General features: G+C 59.8%; 16 protein-coding genes. 15 read left to right on the top strand and 1 reads right to left on the bottom strand.

All coding sequences use genetic code 11. From position 1 onward, the window contains the following. Nucleotides 1–69: 69 nt before the first annotated feature. From BLJAPNOD_RS14715 to BLJAPNOD_RS14660, 11 genes are all read left to right on the top strand, one after another. Complete coding sequence (locus BLJAPNOD_RS14715; RefSeq protein ID WP_115420333.1) at nt 70–1,347, top strand: phage major capsid protein; 1,278 nt, start codon at nt 70–72, stop codon at nt 1,345–1,347. 45 nt (nt 1,348–1,392) lie between these two features. After that, nucleotides 1,393–1,626 carry a hypothetical protein gene (locus BLJAPNOD_RS14710; RefSeq protein ID WP_115420332.1) on the top strand — a complete coding sequence of 78 codons (234 nt, stop codon included), beginning with the start codon at nt 1,393–1,395 and terminating at the stop codon, nt 1,624–1,626. Beyond that, entirely contained in the window at nt 1,586–2,131 is a 546-nt protein-coding gene (locus BLJAPNOD_RS14705) for a head-tail connector protein (protein WP_115420331.1), read from the top strand. The genes BLJAPNOD_RS14710 and BLJAPNOD_RS14705 overlap by 41 nt, the downstream gene beginning before the upstream one ends. Before the next feature lie 18 nt (nt 2,132–2,149). Beyond that, on the top strand, nt 2,150–2,554 hold the full coding sequence (locus BLJAPNOD_RS14700; RefSeq protein WP_115420330.1) for a hypothetical protein: 405 nt from the start codon (nt 2,150–2,152) through the stop codon (nt 2,552–2,554). A 168-nt stretch (nt 2,555–2,722) separates the two neighbouring features. Beyond that, nucleotides 2,723–3,079, top strand: coding sequence for a head-tail adaptor protein (locus BLJAPNOD_RS14695; protein ID WP_115420329.1), 357 nt, complete (start codon nt 2,723–2,725; stop codon nt 3,077–3,079). Next, complete coding sequence (locus tag BLJAPNOD_RS14690) at nt 3,079–3,570, top strand: HK97 gp10 family phage protein (RefSeq protein WP_115420328.1); 492 nt, start codon at nt 3,079–3,081, stop codon at nt 3,568–3,570. Before BLJAPNOD_RS14695 ends, BLJAPNOD_RS14690 begins: the two co-directional genes overlap by 1 nt. An 18-nt stretch (nt 3,571–3,588) precedes the next feature. Then, nucleotides 3,589–4,008, top strand: a complete 420-nt coding sequence (locus BLJAPNOD_RS14685) for a DUF3168 domain-containing protein (protein WP_115420327.1) — start codon at nt 3,589–3,591, stop codon at nt 4,006–4,008. Between the two features lie 64 nt (nt 4,009–4,072). Beyond that, nucleotides 4,073–4,504 carry a phage tail tube protein gene (locus tag BLJAPNOD_RS14680; protein ID WP_115420326.1) on the top strand — a complete coding sequence of 144 codons (432 nt, stop codon included), beginning with the start codon at nt 4,073–4,075 and terminating at the stop codon, nt 4,502–4,504. A gap of 24 nt (nt 4,505–4,528) precedes the next feature. Then, nucleotides 4,529–4,894, top strand: a complete 366-nt coding sequence (locus BLJAPNOD_RS14675; RefSeq protein ID WP_244610941.1) for a hypothetical protein — start codon at nt 4,529–4,531, stop codon at nt 4,892–4,894. Next, nucleotides 4,891–5,097 (top strand): phage tail assembly chaperone, encoded by a 207-nt coding sequence (locus BLJAPNOD_RS36390; RefSeq protein ID WP_115420324.1) that lies wholly within the window; start codon nt 4,891–4,893, stop codon nt 5,095–5,097. Before BLJAPNOD_RS14675 ends, BLJAPNOD_RS36390 begins: the two co-directional genes overlap by 4 nt. A 537-nt stretch (nt 5,098–5,634) precedes the next feature. Continuing rightward, complete coding sequence (locus BLJAPNOD_RS14660) at nt 5,635–8,694, top strand: M15 family metallopeptidase (protein WP_158556127.1); 3,060 nt, start codon at nt 5,635–5,637, stop codon at nt 8,692–8,694. Between the two features lie 80 nt (nt 8,695–8,774). Here the strand turns inward: BLJAPNOD_RS14660 and BLJAPNOD_RS14655 are convergent, their stop codons facing one another. Then, nucleotides 8,775–9,122, bottom strand: a complete 348-nt coding sequence (locus BLJAPNOD_RS14655) for a GrlR family regulatory protein (RefSeq protein ID WP_115420321.1) — start codon at nt 9,120–9,122, stop codon at nt 8,775–8,777. A 90-nt stretch (nt 9,123–9,212) separates the two neighbouring features. Here BLJAPNOD_RS14655 and BLJAPNOD_RS14650 point away from each other — a divergent pair, with 90 nt between their 5' ends. From BLJAPNOD_RS14650 to BLJAPNOD_RS14635, 4 genes are read left to right on the top strand one after another with little or no spacing between them, the layout of a single operon-like run. Continuing rightward, on the top strand, nt 9,213–9,956 hold the full coding sequence (locus tag BLJAPNOD_RS14650) for a hypothetical protein (RefSeq protein WP_115420320.1): 744 nt from the start codon (nt 9,213–9,215) through the stop codon (nt 9,954–9,956). Further along, nucleotides 9,956–10,558, top strand: a complete 603-nt coding sequence (locus tag BLJAPNOD_RS14645; protein ID WP_115420319.1) for a hypothetical protein — start codon at nt 9,956–9,958, stop codon at nt 10,556–10,558. Before BLJAPNOD_RS14650 ends, BLJAPNOD_RS14645 begins: the two co-directional genes overlap by 1 nt. Before the next feature lie 36 nt (nt 10,559–10,594). After that, the gene (locus BLJAPNOD_RS14640; RefSeq protein WP_115420318.1) at nt 10,595–11,002 is read left to right on the top strand and encodes a hypothetical protein; all 408 of its coding nucleotides are present in this window, start codon (nt 10,595–10,597) and stop codon (nt 11,000–11,002) included. Next, complete coding sequence (locus BLJAPNOD_RS14635; protein ID WP_115421300.1) at nt 10,999–13,578, top strand: hypothetical protein; 2,580 nt, start codon at nt 10,999–11,001, stop codon at nt 13,576–13,578. Before BLJAPNOD_RS14640 ends, BLJAPNOD_RS14635 begins: the two co-directional genes overlap by 4 nt. Nucleotides 13,579–13,945 lie beyond the last annotated feature (367 nt).

Genomic DNA, 13,945 nt, shown 5'->3' with positions numbered 1-13,945 from the left:
TGCCATTCCTCACCACCATCCAAAACAGCACAGGCTCGCTTCGGCGGGCCTTTTTATTGAGGTAGACCCATGTCCCTGAAAGATCTGCAGGAAAAGCGCGGCCGTCTTGTGGCGCAGGCCCGCGAAGCCCTGAACGAAATCACTGCAAACACCGACGAAGCTCGCTCCGCCGAACTCGACGCACGCCACGACACGATCATGGTTGACTTCGACAAGGTTGAAAAGTTGATCGAGCGCGAGCAGAAGCTGGCCGCCATCGAAAAGCGTTTCGAAGATCGCGCCGCTGAAGAGCGCGCCAAGAAGCGCCCTGTCTCCGACGGCGAAGCCCGCGGCCAGGAAGACGGCGACAAGACCGAATATCGCGACGTCTTCTACAAGTTCATCGCCAGCGGCGCCGAGCTAGGCGACCTTTCCTCGGAAGAGCGCGCAGTTCTGAAGGCTGGCGTCCAGTCGACCAAGGAATTCCGCACCCAGACCACTGGGACGGCATCCGCTGGCGGCTATACGGTTCCAGTCGAGCTCGCGAACATCATCATTCAGTCCATGAAGGATTGGGGTCCGATGTATGACGCCGACGTCGCGACGGTCATTACGACCTCAAGCGGTAACGTCATCAACCTCCCGACCGTTGATGATACGTCCAAGACCGGCGCGAAGCACACCGAAGGCGCCGCAATCGCTGATGATGGATCGCAGGATGCCGTCTTTGGCAACAAGGAATTGTCGGCCTACGTCTATGACACCGAGTTCGTGAAGTTCTCGATGGAGCTGGCCGCCGACAGCATCTTCAACATGGAGTCGCTGCTCGGTAGCCTGCTCGGTGAACGCCTGGGCCGCATCGCCAACCGCGAACTGACAATCGGCGATGGCACCGGCGACCCGAACGGTGTTGCCACGGCATCTTCGCTTGGTAAGACCGCGGCGGCCACCGCTGCCATCACCAGCGACGAAATCATCGACCTTCTGCACTCGGTCAACGCGGCCTACCGCCGTTCTCCGAAGGCGAGGTTCATGTTCGCCGACGCGACGCTCGCTGCCATCAGGAAATTGCGTGATGGCGACGGAAACTATCTGTGGTCGATGGGCGACGTCCAGAAGAGCGAGCCTGGCACGCTGCTCGGCTACCGCTACTCGATCAACGATGACATGGACGCGCTCGCTGCGGCCAAGAAGGTCATGTTGTTCGGCGACTTCTCCAAGTACTTCGTCCGCAAGGTCGGATCGCCGGTTATCGGCGTCATGCGGGAGCGCTTCTGGCCTGATCTCGGGATTGCCGGCCTTATCCGCTTCGATGGAGAGCTCGGAGACACTGCGGCGATCAAACACCTGATCACTGCTGCTTCGTAATCCTTGGGTGGCGGGCTTCGGCCCGCCTCCTTCCCAGGAGTGAACATGAAGATCAAAATGTTGGTCGGGCTTGCCGGCAACGAATATTCGCTCGCGCCTGGCGACGAGCGCGATTTCCCAGATGGCGAAGCAAATCGCCTGATCGTGGCCGGCTACGCCGTGCCCGCAGTCGCCGAGAAGGCTGAGCGTGCTGTTGTGCAGCCAGTTACGGAGCGGCGGACCAAGAAGGGCAAGGCTGATGTGGTATCCAGCGAAGGTGACAACTCAGCCGACGGCTGAGCCTATCAGCGAGGCGGAAGCCAAGCGCCGTCTGCACATCACGTTTGAGGATGACGACGACGACATCACGCTGATGATTGCCAGCGTTCGAGACCACGCCGAAAAGTACTGCAACGTTCGCTTCGCCAACCAGACGGTCGAGATGAAGTGCGACGGCTTCTGCGACTTCGCTCGGCTGCCAGAGGCGCCGGTCTCCACGGTGAGTTCGATCAAATACATGGACACAGCGGGAGCCGAGCAGACGCTGGCCGACACGGTCTACGAGCTTCGCAATGACGAGCTCGAGGTCGCGATCGTCACGAAGTATGGCCAGCAGTGGCCGGCTATCCAGCCAGGATCTCGCATCACCGTCACTGCAGTCGTTGGCTACGCTGACGCTCCTGCCGCGGTGAAGCAGGCGATGCTGCTCTTTATCGGCGATGCCTACGAAAACCGCGAGAACGCGGAGCTCGACGACTGGACCGCGTTTGACGCGCTTCTTTGCAACTACAGACGCGGCGCCTAAGCCGCAGGGGATTCGATCATGGCAGACCTAGTTCTAACGGCTTCGGCGATCATCGCCGGAAGCAACGCAACGCGCGACATCGGCACGGCCGGCGAAACTATCGTGGCCGGCAAGGCCATTTACCTCGACGCCGCCACTAGCAAGTGGATGCTGTCGGACAACAACGGCACTGGCACTCGCCAGGTGCACGGCATCGCTCTTAACGGCGCCTCGCTGAACCAGCCTGTTTCGATGATCAAGTCGGGCGACCTCACGGTTGGCTCCGTTCTGACCGCCGGCACTGACTACTGGCTGTCGGCGACGGCAGGCGGCGTTTGCCCCCGCGCAGATCTCGCCACCGGCATGGACACGATTCAGATCGGCGTTGCGAAAAGCGCGACCGTGCTGACCGTCGCAATTCAGGATCCGGGTGTGACGCTCTGATGGTTTGGGTGAAGTACACGGCCAACCATAATTGGGAACAGCCGGGTTTTACGATCGCCTACAGGGCGGGCATGCACTTGAATGTCACGCGCGCTTGCGCTGATGAAGCTGTCGAGCGCGGTGTCGCAGTGAGAACGGCGGCGCCGAAGCAGACGCGGGAGAGCGCGGATGGCAAAAAAGCCCACTAGCGGCCGGATGCGCGAGAAACTGCACCTGCAGAAACGCGCGATGGTCGACGACGGCTACGGAAACGAGGTCGCTGGCGACTTCGCCACAGTCTTCACCGCGCCGGCCGAGCTTGTGCCAATGCGGGGCGGCGAGGGCGTGCAGGCGGCCAGGCTAACCGGCACGCAGCCATACATCGTCCGCATTCGCTCTTGCGCTGCCAGCCGTGAAGTCACGACCGATTGGCAGGCTGTCGACGCTCGAAACGCCAAGCGGGTTTTGAACATCCGCACAGTGACCAATCCAGACCAGAAGAACGGCTGGCTTGAGTTGCTGGTCGACGATGGGGTTGCGACCTGATGGCGCTGAAGACCAAAATTTTGGGGCGAGAGGCACTGTCCAAGCGGCTGAATGAGATTGCGCCATCGATCGAGAAGTACGCGGCTCCGGTGAAGATGGAGCTCGCCGAAGAAGCGGCCGACAAGATCGCAGCGCGAGCTCCAACCGGCGCGACACTCGATTACATGCACAGTATCGAGGCCGGCCGTCTTGCCGACCACCCAGACAAGAAGCCAGTCGGCATCAATCCTTCGAAGGATCCGACGGCGACGGGCGTTTTCGCTCCGTTTATCTGGAGGTTTTTGGAATTCGGCACTGCTCCGCACAACACCGCAGCGGGCGGCGGAACGGCTCTAGGGCAGGCGACGCATTCTGAAGGCGGCGGCACGCAGCACCCCGGCACAGCCGCTCAACCGCATATCTTTCCGACATGGAGAGAAATGAAGGCGCGAGCCAAGCGGAAAATTCAGGCCGCCGTCAACAAGGGCGTCAAAGAAGCCATGGGTAAGTAGCCCAGGATAGGATTTCAAATGGCGAGCGCAGAGCTTGAATTACAGGGCGCGATCGTCACGCGACTAAAGGCCGACGCCGCCCTGACGGCCCTTGTCAACGGTGTTTACGACCAGCCGCCGGGGACCGCATGGGCAACGCCGAAAGAGGGCTACGTCACGATCGGCGAGGCGCAGTTCATTCGGGACGATGCCACGTGCATCAACGGCGGCGACGTTTATCTGACGCTGCACGCTTGGTCGCGGAAGGTCGGATTTCCAGAATGCAAGAAGATCGCCGATGCTGTCGTCGAATCCCTGCACCTTGCCCCGATGAACCTGACGACCTGGCGGCTCGTTTCCATCATGCATCGCCAGACGCGAGTGTTTCGTGATTCTGACGGGCTCACTAGTCACGGCGTGATTGATTTCGTGGCGAACGTCGAGCGCATAGCGGCCTAGCGCCGCTCACCACCACCAAAACCACCACAATAGACGTCCGGCGGCTGCCGGCGAAGGAGACCACATGGCAGACGGCCAGCAGCTTGGAAGACTGTTGCTCATTAAGGTAGGCGACGGCGGTTCGCCGGAAACCTTCAACAACCTTTGCGGCATCAAAACTCGCAGTTTCAACCTTTCCGCCAATGAAATCGATACGACCATCCCGTCGTGCACGAATCCCGGCGGCCCGGTTCAGAAAACCAGCCGCCCCGGCATTTCGAACCGTACATTCACCGGCTCCGGCAATTTCGTGAAGAGCGCCGTTTCGACCGCGTTCCTGGCGCACGTTCGCGCAAGCGAGGCATTCAATGCGCAGGTCGTCGTTCCCGGCGATGGCACCTATGAGGGCTCGTGGATGGTGACGGACTTTTCGTTCGATGGCGACGTCGAGCCGAACTTGGAATTCAGCGCAACCTTCGTTGCCGCTGACGTCCTGACGTTCACGGCCGAGGTCTAATCCATGAAAAAAGAGGAGAAGACTGTGCAGGCAACTGCAGTGAAAAAGCCGTTTCCGCTTGAGGTAAACGGCGCCCGCGGAGAAGCCGAGCTTTGGGTCGGCGACGTCCCGCTGGTTGTCGCGGCGAGCATGGCTGGCCTTGCGGCTGTTTCCACCCGACTGGAGTGCAAGTCGTTTCAGGAGCTTTTCGTGCGCCTGTCCGATGTCGAGGTTGCCGCCACGTTTGCTGCGATCGAGCTTCTGACGGTTCGCGGAGATAAGCTGGCAGCCATCAAGGCGCTGAAGCTGAAGCACCTTGCAGGCTGCAAGGCTGCGTTCCTGACTGTTCTCGGCCATCACTTCGATGGTGACGAGGGAAACGAGGAAGCCGTCGACGAGGCGGCCAAATAGAACAAGAAGCGCCATTTCCATGGCGTGACTGGCTTAGGCTAGCGCTTGGCGGCCTTGGTTGGCGTCCCACTGAATTCTGGGGCGCCACCATGACCGAGTTCTTTGAGGCTATCCACGGACGCAACGAGGCCAATGGCATCGACGACGGCCCGAAGGCACCTTCGAAGAGCGAAATGGATGCGCTGCTGGAAAAGTATGGGTGAGACCGATGAGCGAACTAGACGGCGCCCCAATCGTGGGGCGCGCTGAATTTCAGCGCCTTCTGGCTACCCATGGAGTCGCTGAAGCGGAAGAGATACCGATGCCACCTTTAAAGACATCGCAAGGATGGCAGCTTCGGTCCCGGGCCGGCCGCAGTTTCGTTCGCGGTGACGGCGGTCGCGTCGTGGCGGTTCTTAATCGTAGCCTGGCATAGGCGTGTTGACCGTCATTCTGCACGGACTACCGCCGAAAACGGCCACGCCCACAGTCTGACCAGTGTTCAACGTAAGTGGCAATCGGTCGTCTTGCGGATGGGGAAGTAGTGCCTTCTCGGGAAGGTCGTGCAGAAGGCCTGTGGTCTTTTGCACGTTCGAGTTCCCCTCGCGCCTGATCTCATATTTCACCGGATATTCCGATCCGTTGATGACAATCGACCCGTCGCCCGACCACGTGTGAACTACCGCTTTCACCTGAAACAAATCTCCATACCAAGAAGCCCGCCACCACGCGGGCTTCTTCTATTCTAGGATATGCGCCTGATGGTTGAAAAGACCGACGATCTTGTAATTTCCATCAGCACCGACCTTGCTACCGTCAAGCGAAGCCTGAAGCGGCTCGAGCAAGACATCTCGTCGACCACAGGCAAGGTCCAGAAACAATTCGATTCGCTCGGCAAGGGCATAGACACCTCGATGACGTCGGCCATGCAGGCCCGCGTCGATAAGATGGTCGGGATCGGGACCAAGGGCGCAAAGGAGTGGAGTGGCGCGCTTGCGGACCAAGGCAAGGAACTAGAGCGACTGCGCTCCAAGTACAGCCCGTTGTTCGCGACGATCAACAATTACAAGTCGGCCGTCTCTGACATTCGCCGCGCGCATGCGGTAGGCGCCATCTCTGCAAACGAGATGACGGCAGCCATCCAGCGCGAGCGGCAAGCGGCTCTAGCGTCGACTGCAGCGATCAAGAAGCGCAACGCTGCTCTGACGGATGCGCCGGCTGGCAGGGGTTCCTTCAATACGTCGAACCTCGCCGCACAGGGGTTCGACGTGGCAACCACTGCGGCGTTCATGCCGTGGTATACTGTCGCTCTTCAGCAGGGTCCACAGGTATCGCAAGTCTTTAACGACATCAGGGCGAAGGGCGAGAAGATCGGGCCGGCTGTCGCTGGCGCGTTTACGCAGATTCTCAACCCCATATCATTGGCAACAATCGCCGTGATTGGAGCCACTGCTGCTGCGGTCCAATATTTCTCCACGATGGAATGGGGCGGCGGCAAATCAGAGGAGACTCTGAAGAAGGAAGCCGAACTCGTTCAGGCGGTCGTCAATAAGTGGGGTGAGGCGCTTCCCGCCCTAAAAGCATACAACGACGAGCGCCAGAAGGCCGCAGACGCCAAGGAATCGAAAGAGGCGGCGGCCATTGCCGCAGACGAGCAGTGGACCGAGCTCCGCAATGCCCTCGGCGACGTCAACACAGAAATCGCTGACATTGTGTCTCGCCTGTCGCAGATGGGTGAAGACACGGACAAGGTCACAAGCCTTCAGCGCGCATTCAACGAGCTGACTACCGGCATTGAAGACGGCACGGCAAGCTCTGACCTGGCTAATAAGGTTCAGGAAGAGTTGGCGGCTGTCATCAAGGACAACGCCACTCCGGAACTGCAGAAGTACCTCGAGATATTCGAGAAGTTGTCGCCGTCGATCGACAAGGCAGCAACAAGCGCTTCGAAATTCAAGACCGAGGCGGCCGTTCTCGCCGACCTCATCAAGCAACTTGGCCCGCTCGGCCAGTTGTCGCCTATTCTAAGTGGCGACGGCAAGTTCCTAGTCGACCAGAACGATATCCAAGACTACCGCGCTCGGCAGGCGGCGAACGAAAACCCGACCATTGTCAACGGCGACGGTCGCACGGTCTCCGTTCCAACTCCAGGCGCTAAGCCGATCCAGTTGGGTGAAGAGCCCAACAAAAAGACCGAGACTGCCGCCACCCGCGCAGCGAACGCCTACCGTGATCTTATCAAGAGCGCGGACGACCGCATCGCGCAACTTCGGCTGGAATCGGAACTGACGGGCGAGTACGGCGTCGCAACCGACGCTGCACGCTTTCGGCTGGAACTGCTGCAGCAGGCCGAAGACAAGGGCCGTTCACTCAGTGAAGCGCAGCGCGCGCAGATTGAGCAGAAGGTTGCCGCCTACGAGAAATACTCTCAGGCGCTGTCGGAAGCCAAGCTACAGCAGGATCTGCTCGACGACGCGGTCTTTGCCGGCATGTCGAAGCAGGAGCAGGCCGTTAAGCTTAGGCTGCGGTCCTACGGCCTGTCGGAAGACATGGGCGGCGAGAATGCCGGCTCCATCCGCGACCAGTTCCAGCGTGAAGAGTTGTCGGACCTGACGCAGTCGTTCCTGTCAGAGTTTACAACGGGCGTCGTCTCAGGCGGCAAGAGCATCGGCGAGTCCTTCGCTGATGCGATCAAGAACGCCGCAGCGAATGCCATGCAGGATTCGCTGGATAGCCTGTTCACGCAGATCGGTAACGCTTTCGCGTCGGCTGTGTTTGGGTCTAAGGGTGGCGGTGCAGCCAGTTCGGCGCTATCTGCATTCCCAGCCGCACCATCGTCGCTTGCTTCCGCGTTCTCGGCGCCGATTGGTGCGGTAACGCGTGGATCACTGCCAGCAGCCGGAACGTCAAAGACTGGCATCGGCCTGTCAACGATCAGCACGGCAGGCGGCCTGACGGCGGATGTGAACGCCAAGTTCGCGTCGCAGTTTCAGTCGCTCGTCAACGACCTCGAGTCCACCGGCTACCAGATTAAGTCGATCGGCGGCTACAATCACCGCAACATCGCCGGCACGAACAAGCTTTCTAACCACGCCTATGGCAATGCGATCGACATCAACCCTCAAGCCAATCCGATGGGTCGGAACCTTGTCACCGACATGCCGACGGGCGTCAGCGCTATCGCTGCGCGCAACGGCTTCAATTGGGGCGGCGACTGGAAGTCCAAAAAAGACGCTATGCATTTCGAGATCTCGCAGGCCAAGTCGGCCGGCGAGGCGCTCGAGAAGTTGGCTGGGGCTTCTACCGAAACGACCAAGGGTCTTAGCAGCCTTGCGACCAACCTGACTTCGGTCGGCGGTGGTGGCGGCTCTTCCTGGTTGTCGTTCCTGTCCGGAACGGCATTCTCTGGCTCCAAGCAATTGGCGGCAAGCGGCGGTATCGGCCTGTTCGACAAGGGCGGCTACACCGGCGCGGGCGGCAAGTACACGCCGGCAGGCATCGTCCACAAAGGCGAGTATGTCTTCGACGCTGCCGCAACCAGTCGCATTGGCGTTCCTACGTTGGAGCGGCTGCGCGGCTATGCCAACGGCGGTCTTGTCGGCGCGCCTCGCGCACCAAGGCTCAACGGTCGCTCTTCGCCGGCAAACAGCAACGCACAACCCGGCATTCTGCAGGTGCACGTAAGCGGCGCCAACGGTGACGACCATGTGCGCACGCTTGTGAAGCAGGGCGTGGGCGAGGCTTTGGCTGCGCAGAACAAGAACATGGAGCGCGGCGGCTTTGGCACGATGCAAGCACGCTACGGCAACCAGAAGGGCTGAGGATGAACTGTACAGTCGACTCGGAAATTAGGCGTCTCACTCACGCGATAGAGAGGCTGAGTTTCATCGTGGAGTTCGCGTTACTCCACCAGCCAGGTCAATCCTATTTGGATGCCGTCGCCGGGAGATGTGGAAATTTCGCCGCCGCAGCGGATGCCAACAGCATCGGCAGTTCCTCTGATTGTGAGGGTGGCGCCGCGCTCGAAAGGCGTGAGGCCTAACGGGCGAGGCGTGTGCGGTGTAACCGCGATTGTTGCGTCCAGTTTAGTTCCGTCGAGGCTATACGTGCCTGCATAGTAGTAATTGCTATCGCCGCCGCGTATCGAACCATCTCGGATGTCAACGACGCCACGTCCGAATTCGTCTCCCATCAATCCAGTTCGCGGATCGGTGAGGTAAAAACTAGCGCGATAAAGACCCTGCCGCATGCATATCTCCCAAACACTTTGGGTGACGATGCCATGTGGGCGAGAGGTTGTCCACGGCGTTCGCTGCAATCACCGATCTAGGAAATTACAATGGCTGTTTACATCAATCAGCCCACGCTGGCGGCCAACTTCCTGGCTCCGGTGCGGACCTCCTATGACGTTACCGGCTCGTCGATCGACGGTGGCCGCAATGGCGTAGGTGAGGGGCAGACAATCGAGATGAGCGGTGGCGGTATCGTCACCGCCGTCTACGAAGACTGCAAGATCAAAGACCCGGAACACTACGAATACGTCAATTGGCTTGGAGCTCGCCTGAACGGCGGGTTCCGGTTCATCAACGTTCCGATCATTACCGATTGGTTTGGCCCGTTTCCGAAGATCGGCCGGCTTCCAACTCCGATCGTCAGTGGCATTCCGCATTCGGATGGCTCTTACTTCGACGACGGCTCTGGCTACAGCCAGGCAACCGTCTGGGGAGAGATCACCGAAGCGGCGCCACTAAATGCCGGCGTCATCAGACTGAAGGTCTACGGCCTTTCTCGGCCGCTGCGTTGGTCGGATTGGTTTTCGATCTATCACCCGACGAAGGGCTGGAGGGCCTACCGCTATTGGGAAGTGCTCGACGCGACGGATGGATCCGATGGCGCCGGCACCTTCACCGAGTATCAACTGGCCATCGCGCCACCGCTGCGGGAAGCCGTGACGGTCGGCACGCGTGTCGAGTTCGCTCGGCCAATGTTTGTGGCGAAGTTCAAGTCGGAATTCACGCTGCCGTCGGTTGTCGAGGCGTTCTTCGTGACGCAGCAGGCCATCCAGTTTGTTGAGGCGTTCTGATGGGCTGGGTTCCGGATAACGTCATCGACGAACTGCGCGGCAGCCACCAGCTTGGCATCTTTCTTCGCATCGCCACTGATCCCGCGCTGCATATGTGGTTCGGAATCAACGATATACCGGCGAATTTTGACAGCATAGATCCAGATGGCACGGTCTATCTGGGCGGTGGCAAGCTGGTTGGCGTTCCTACGCTCGAGGTGCTGGTCAACGGCACGGCGGATAGCGTGGAATTCACGCTGTCTGGCATCGACGCAACGACGGCGGCCAAGACGATCGACAGCTTGCCAGTGGTGCGTGGCGCAGCGGTGCAGATGGGCATCACGACGCTGGACCAGTACTTCCAGCCGATGAGCGACATCATTCCGATCTGGACCGGCACGGCGTCGCACGTAGGTGAGCAGTCGCCGGCAACGCCTAGCGGCCAGTCTGTGACGCTGACGCTTTCGCTGGCTGTTGTGGCCGGAGAGGCGACGCGGTCCAGACCGGCCCGCACGCTTTGGTCGTCGGCTCATCAGAAGGCGATTTCGTCGAGCGACAAGTTCTGTGACGAGACGGCCCGACTGGCGCGCGGCGTCCAGCCGACGTGGACGCTCGGCTACTAGGCCACGGCGGCAACTCGGCCAGCCCAAGGAAACAAGATGACACTGCAGGAATTTGCGGCCCTGCCTCACCGTTTCAGGTGGGGCGGGATGGGTGGTGACGACTGCACGACGTTCTGCGCCACGTGGCTGCAGGAAAGCATCGGCATCGATCCGGCCGCCAGTTACCGCGGCACATACTCCACGGCGAAGGGCGCTCACGACATCCTGACGCGCGCTGGAGGCGTTGTCGCTTTCGCTGCCAAGACATTGGAGCCGCTCGGCTTCAAACGCGTCCAGAATCCGCAAGACGGCGACGTCGGTGTGGTCAAGGCGATTGCCGGCATGGACGGCACCATCAGCGAGATCTGCGCAATCAAGTTTGGCCCGCTCTGGATGATGCTGGGGCCGTCCGGCGTCGTTGCGAAACAGATGAATCACGTTGCAGCATGGAGGTTTACGGGGTGAGTTTACACCATCGCATGATGCTGCAGCGGTACGGCCTTGGTCACTCGACCTCGCTTTACAGCACAGTTCTTTTCGACCCGATTTTCACGCCGTTGTTCACCGCTGTGCTCGGCACTGGCGGCATTACAATCGGCGCGTCGACCATCACATACGCATCGATTGCCTCGGCCATCGCCACCACGGCGCTGTCGATTGGCATTCAGATGCTCATGGCGCCTAAGCCGCCCAAGCCGGAAGCCGCGAAGCTGCCGCTGACGCAAGCCATTCCTTATCGGATATGGGGCGTTGGACGCTGCCGGCTTGCCGGCGCTTACATGCTCTGGGAGTCCAGCGGCCCGAACCTACACGCAGTGCAGGCGATCGCTGGCCATCGCATCAAGTCGTTCAATCGCTACTGGCTGCATGATGATGAGGTAACGCTGAGTGGCGGAATCGCATATTCGCCTACAGGTCGCTATGGCGGCAACGTCGGCATTGAGACCCGCTTGGGTTTGCCGACCGAGACAGCCTATGCTTCGGCCGTAGCCGCATTCTCTGCCTCCGGTTTGTGGACGTCAGACCACCGCGGTGACGGGCAGGCGTCCACGCACTTGTACGCCAGCGCGACCCGCATGAAGGATCAGCAGAAGCTGTTCCCATACGGCGTACCGTCGCTTTCGGTCGAAGCTGATTTGGCGCTTTGCTGGGATTTTCGTGATCCGGCGCAGGATCCGACAAACCCTGCAACATGGCAGTGGACGCGCAATGCGGCGGTGATCATCGCCTGGCATCTGTGCTTCAACGAGTTCGGCTTCGGCCTCGACTACACCAAGGCGCTCTTGCCGGTTCTCGATCTCTGGATTGAGGAAGCCGACATCTGCGATGAGGACGTCGCAAGGGCAGGCGGCGGCACAGAGAAGCGCTACGAGTGCAACGGCTACGACACCACCGAGAACGGCCCAAAGTCAGGCCTGAACGCCATGCTGGCTGCCTGTGACGGCCATCTAGTTGCGAGAGGCGATGGTGCCCGCATCCTGACCGTCGGCAAGTTCCGAGAGAGCAGGTGCGCGACACTGGCGGATCGCGATATCGTCGGCCACAACATTCAATACGACGTGCTTTTCGAGGATGAGTGCAATCGCCTCATTCCGAAATTCACGTATCCCGCCACCGACTACACCACATCAGACACCGACTATTTCGAGGATGTCGACGCGCAGATTTCTGCGGGCCGTATTCTTGCGCAGGAGGCTGAATACCAGTGGGTCCACCAGTGGCGACAGGCCCGTCGGCTTGGCAAGCGTGATTGGCTGAGACTTCGCCAGAAGGTCAAGGGTAGCATCGACGTTAGGCTTTCCGGTATCAATGCCGTCTATTCGCGCTGGGTCAGGCTTGAAACGCCTAATCGTATGCCGCGCCTCAATGGCAAGGTTGTCGAAAATCGCCGATCGATCCTGGCGCTGACCCGCGGCGGATTCTCGATGGACATCGTTCAGAACCCTGACAACATCGACGCATGGAATCCGGCAACGGACGAGGGGGCGCAACCGCCTGTTCCAGTTGGTGCAGGCTCTGCGGGGATCCCGACGCCAGTAATCAATCTGGTGCAGGCGAAGTCGAACGGCACATCTGTTTATGTCAGGGTCGTTCTTGTCGATCCGACGGACGCGAGCTTGACTCCGGTCGTTCGATATCGCCTTGCTGACAATGGCACCGGGAATCCTGGCGCATGGGTCGAGCAGAGCTTTCCAGATGCTACACCCGGCGTTCCGGTTGTTAGCTACATCGAGCTCAACACTAACGTTGTTCCAAGCGACGAGCTACTCGACATTCAGGCCGCGTTTCGGACTTCTGGCGGCGCGATTTCAGATTGGTCAACAACGGCTAACGTGACGTCCACGGTCGATCCAGTCGCTCCTATTGCGTTGGCATCGTTCGCGTTGACAGGATCAGCACCTAGGCTGGGGCGATCGACTTTTTCCTTCGCGACCGGAAATGATTCTCACGTCAAGACGGTCAAGATATTCCGCGTAGCTTCTGGCGTCGGATTTGATCAAAACACGGCTACACTCGTTACAGCCCAAGCCGTTGGGGCATCAGGCTCGTATGGGGTTACTGACGGCGATGCAAGCCGCACCAATATCCTGTCGAATAGTGACTTTGCTACCGATACGGTTTGGACGAAGGGCGCCGGCTGGACAATCTCATCAGGCCAAGCCGCACACGCTGCAAGCTCTGACAGTTACCTTGCACAAACCGTGTCGCCCACGGCGGGCACTGTCTATCGCTATTCATTCGATGTGGCTTCCATATCGAGCGGCGGCGTAGCTGTTCGCCTTACTGGCGGAACGACTGTCCTCGGTCCTGCAAACACGACTTCTGGAACCAAAATCAACAAGCTGACGGCGGTAACTGGAAATACGGCGGCGAATATCTTTGCGACGGCATCAACCGTTGCCGCGGTCGACAATTTCTATCTCTTTGCGGAGACTGTTGCCTGCGCACCCCAAGGGATATGGGACTATTACGCCGTCCCATACAACGGATCTGACGTTCCGGGCCCAACCTTCGGCCCGCTCACAGCCACTGTCGTCTAATCCAACCATGAACGAAATCAGTCGCCTTGGCCTACCGGCCATGGCGATAGCCCCATGAGGACAAATAATGGGTGACATTAGAAATGAGGCAAACGCCGTCTACTCTGACGGGCCAGGATCCTATCCCGATAGCCCGCTGAAGAGTGAAGTCAGGCGACTGTTTGGGAGCGTAGAGGATGCTGTACAGGGGGCCTCCGCTGGAGCTGTTCGCGCAGAAACCTGGGCCCTTCTCAATGGCCTCGTCGGTACGCGCGTTGGCCAGCCGGGTCAGGTAACATCGGGCGTGGGTACGCACACGGACCCGGTTGCGGGCGGGACGGTTCCGGATAAGGGAGAGTACCGTTGGAGCTCGAGCCCTGCAGGATGG

This window comes from Ensifer sp. M14 (genome assembly GCF_003355565.1).
Lineage (GTDB): Bacteria > Pseudomonadota > Alphaproteobacteria > Rhizobiales > Rhizobiaceae > Ensifer.
The sequence above is the reverse complement of the archived record's forward strand: the minus strand, read 5'-3'. Positions and strand labels throughout refer to the sequence as shown.

Coding starts and splice junctions, on each gene's coding strand:
- BLJAPNOD_RS14660 (WP_158556127.1), top strand. CDS start 5,635: ATGGTTGAAAAGACCGACGATCTTGTAATTTCCATCAGCACCGACCTT.
- BLJAPNOD_RS14695 (WP_115420329.1), top strand. CDS start 2,723: ATGGCAAAAAAGCCCACTAGCGGCCGGATGCGCGAGAAACTGCACCTG.
- BLJAPNOD_RS14650 (WP_115420320.1), top strand. CDS start 9,213: ATGGCTGTTTACATCAATCAGCCCACGCTGGCGGCCAACTTCCTGGCT.
- BLJAPNOD_RS14715 (WP_115420333.1), top strand. CDS start 70: ATGTCCCTGAAAGATCTGCAGGAAAAGCGCGGCCGTCTTGTGGCGCAG.
- BLJAPNOD_RS14705 (WP_115420331.1), top strand. CDS start 1,586: ATGTGGTATCCAGCGAAGGTGACAACTCAGCCGACGGCTGAGCCTATC.
- BLJAPNOD_RS14645 (WP_115420319.1), top strand. CDS start 9,956: ATGGGCTGGGTTCCGGATAACGTCATCGACGAACTGCGCGGCAGCCAC.
- BLJAPNOD_RS14685 (WP_115420327.1), top strand. CDS start 3,589: ATGGCGAGCGCAGAGCTTGAATTACAGGGCGCGATCGTCACGCGACTA.
- BLJAPNOD_RS14680 (WP_115420326.1), top strand. CDS start 4,073: ATGGCAGACGGCCAGCAGCTTGGAAGACTGTTGCTCATTAAGGTAGGC.
- BLJAPNOD_RS14655 (WP_115420321.1), bottom strand. CDS start 9,122: ATGCGGCAGGGTCTTTATCGCGCTAGTTTTTACCTCACCGATCCGCGA.
- BLJAPNOD_RS14640 (WP_115420318.1), top strand. CDS start 10,595: ATGACACTGCAGGAATTTGCGGCCCTGCCTCACCGTTTCAGGTGGGGC.
- BLJAPNOD_RS14710 (WP_115420332.1), top strand. CDS start 1,393: ATGAAGATCAAAATGTTGGTCGGGCTTGCCGGCAACGAATATTCGCTC.
- BLJAPNOD_RS14690 (WP_115420328.1), top strand. CDS start 3,079: ATGGCGCTGAAGACCAAAATTTTGGGGCGAGAGGCACTGTCCAAGCGG.
- BLJAPNOD_RS14700 (WP_115420330.1), top strand. CDS start 2,150: ATGGCAGACCTAGTTCTAACGGCTTCGGCGATCATCGCCGGAAGCAAC.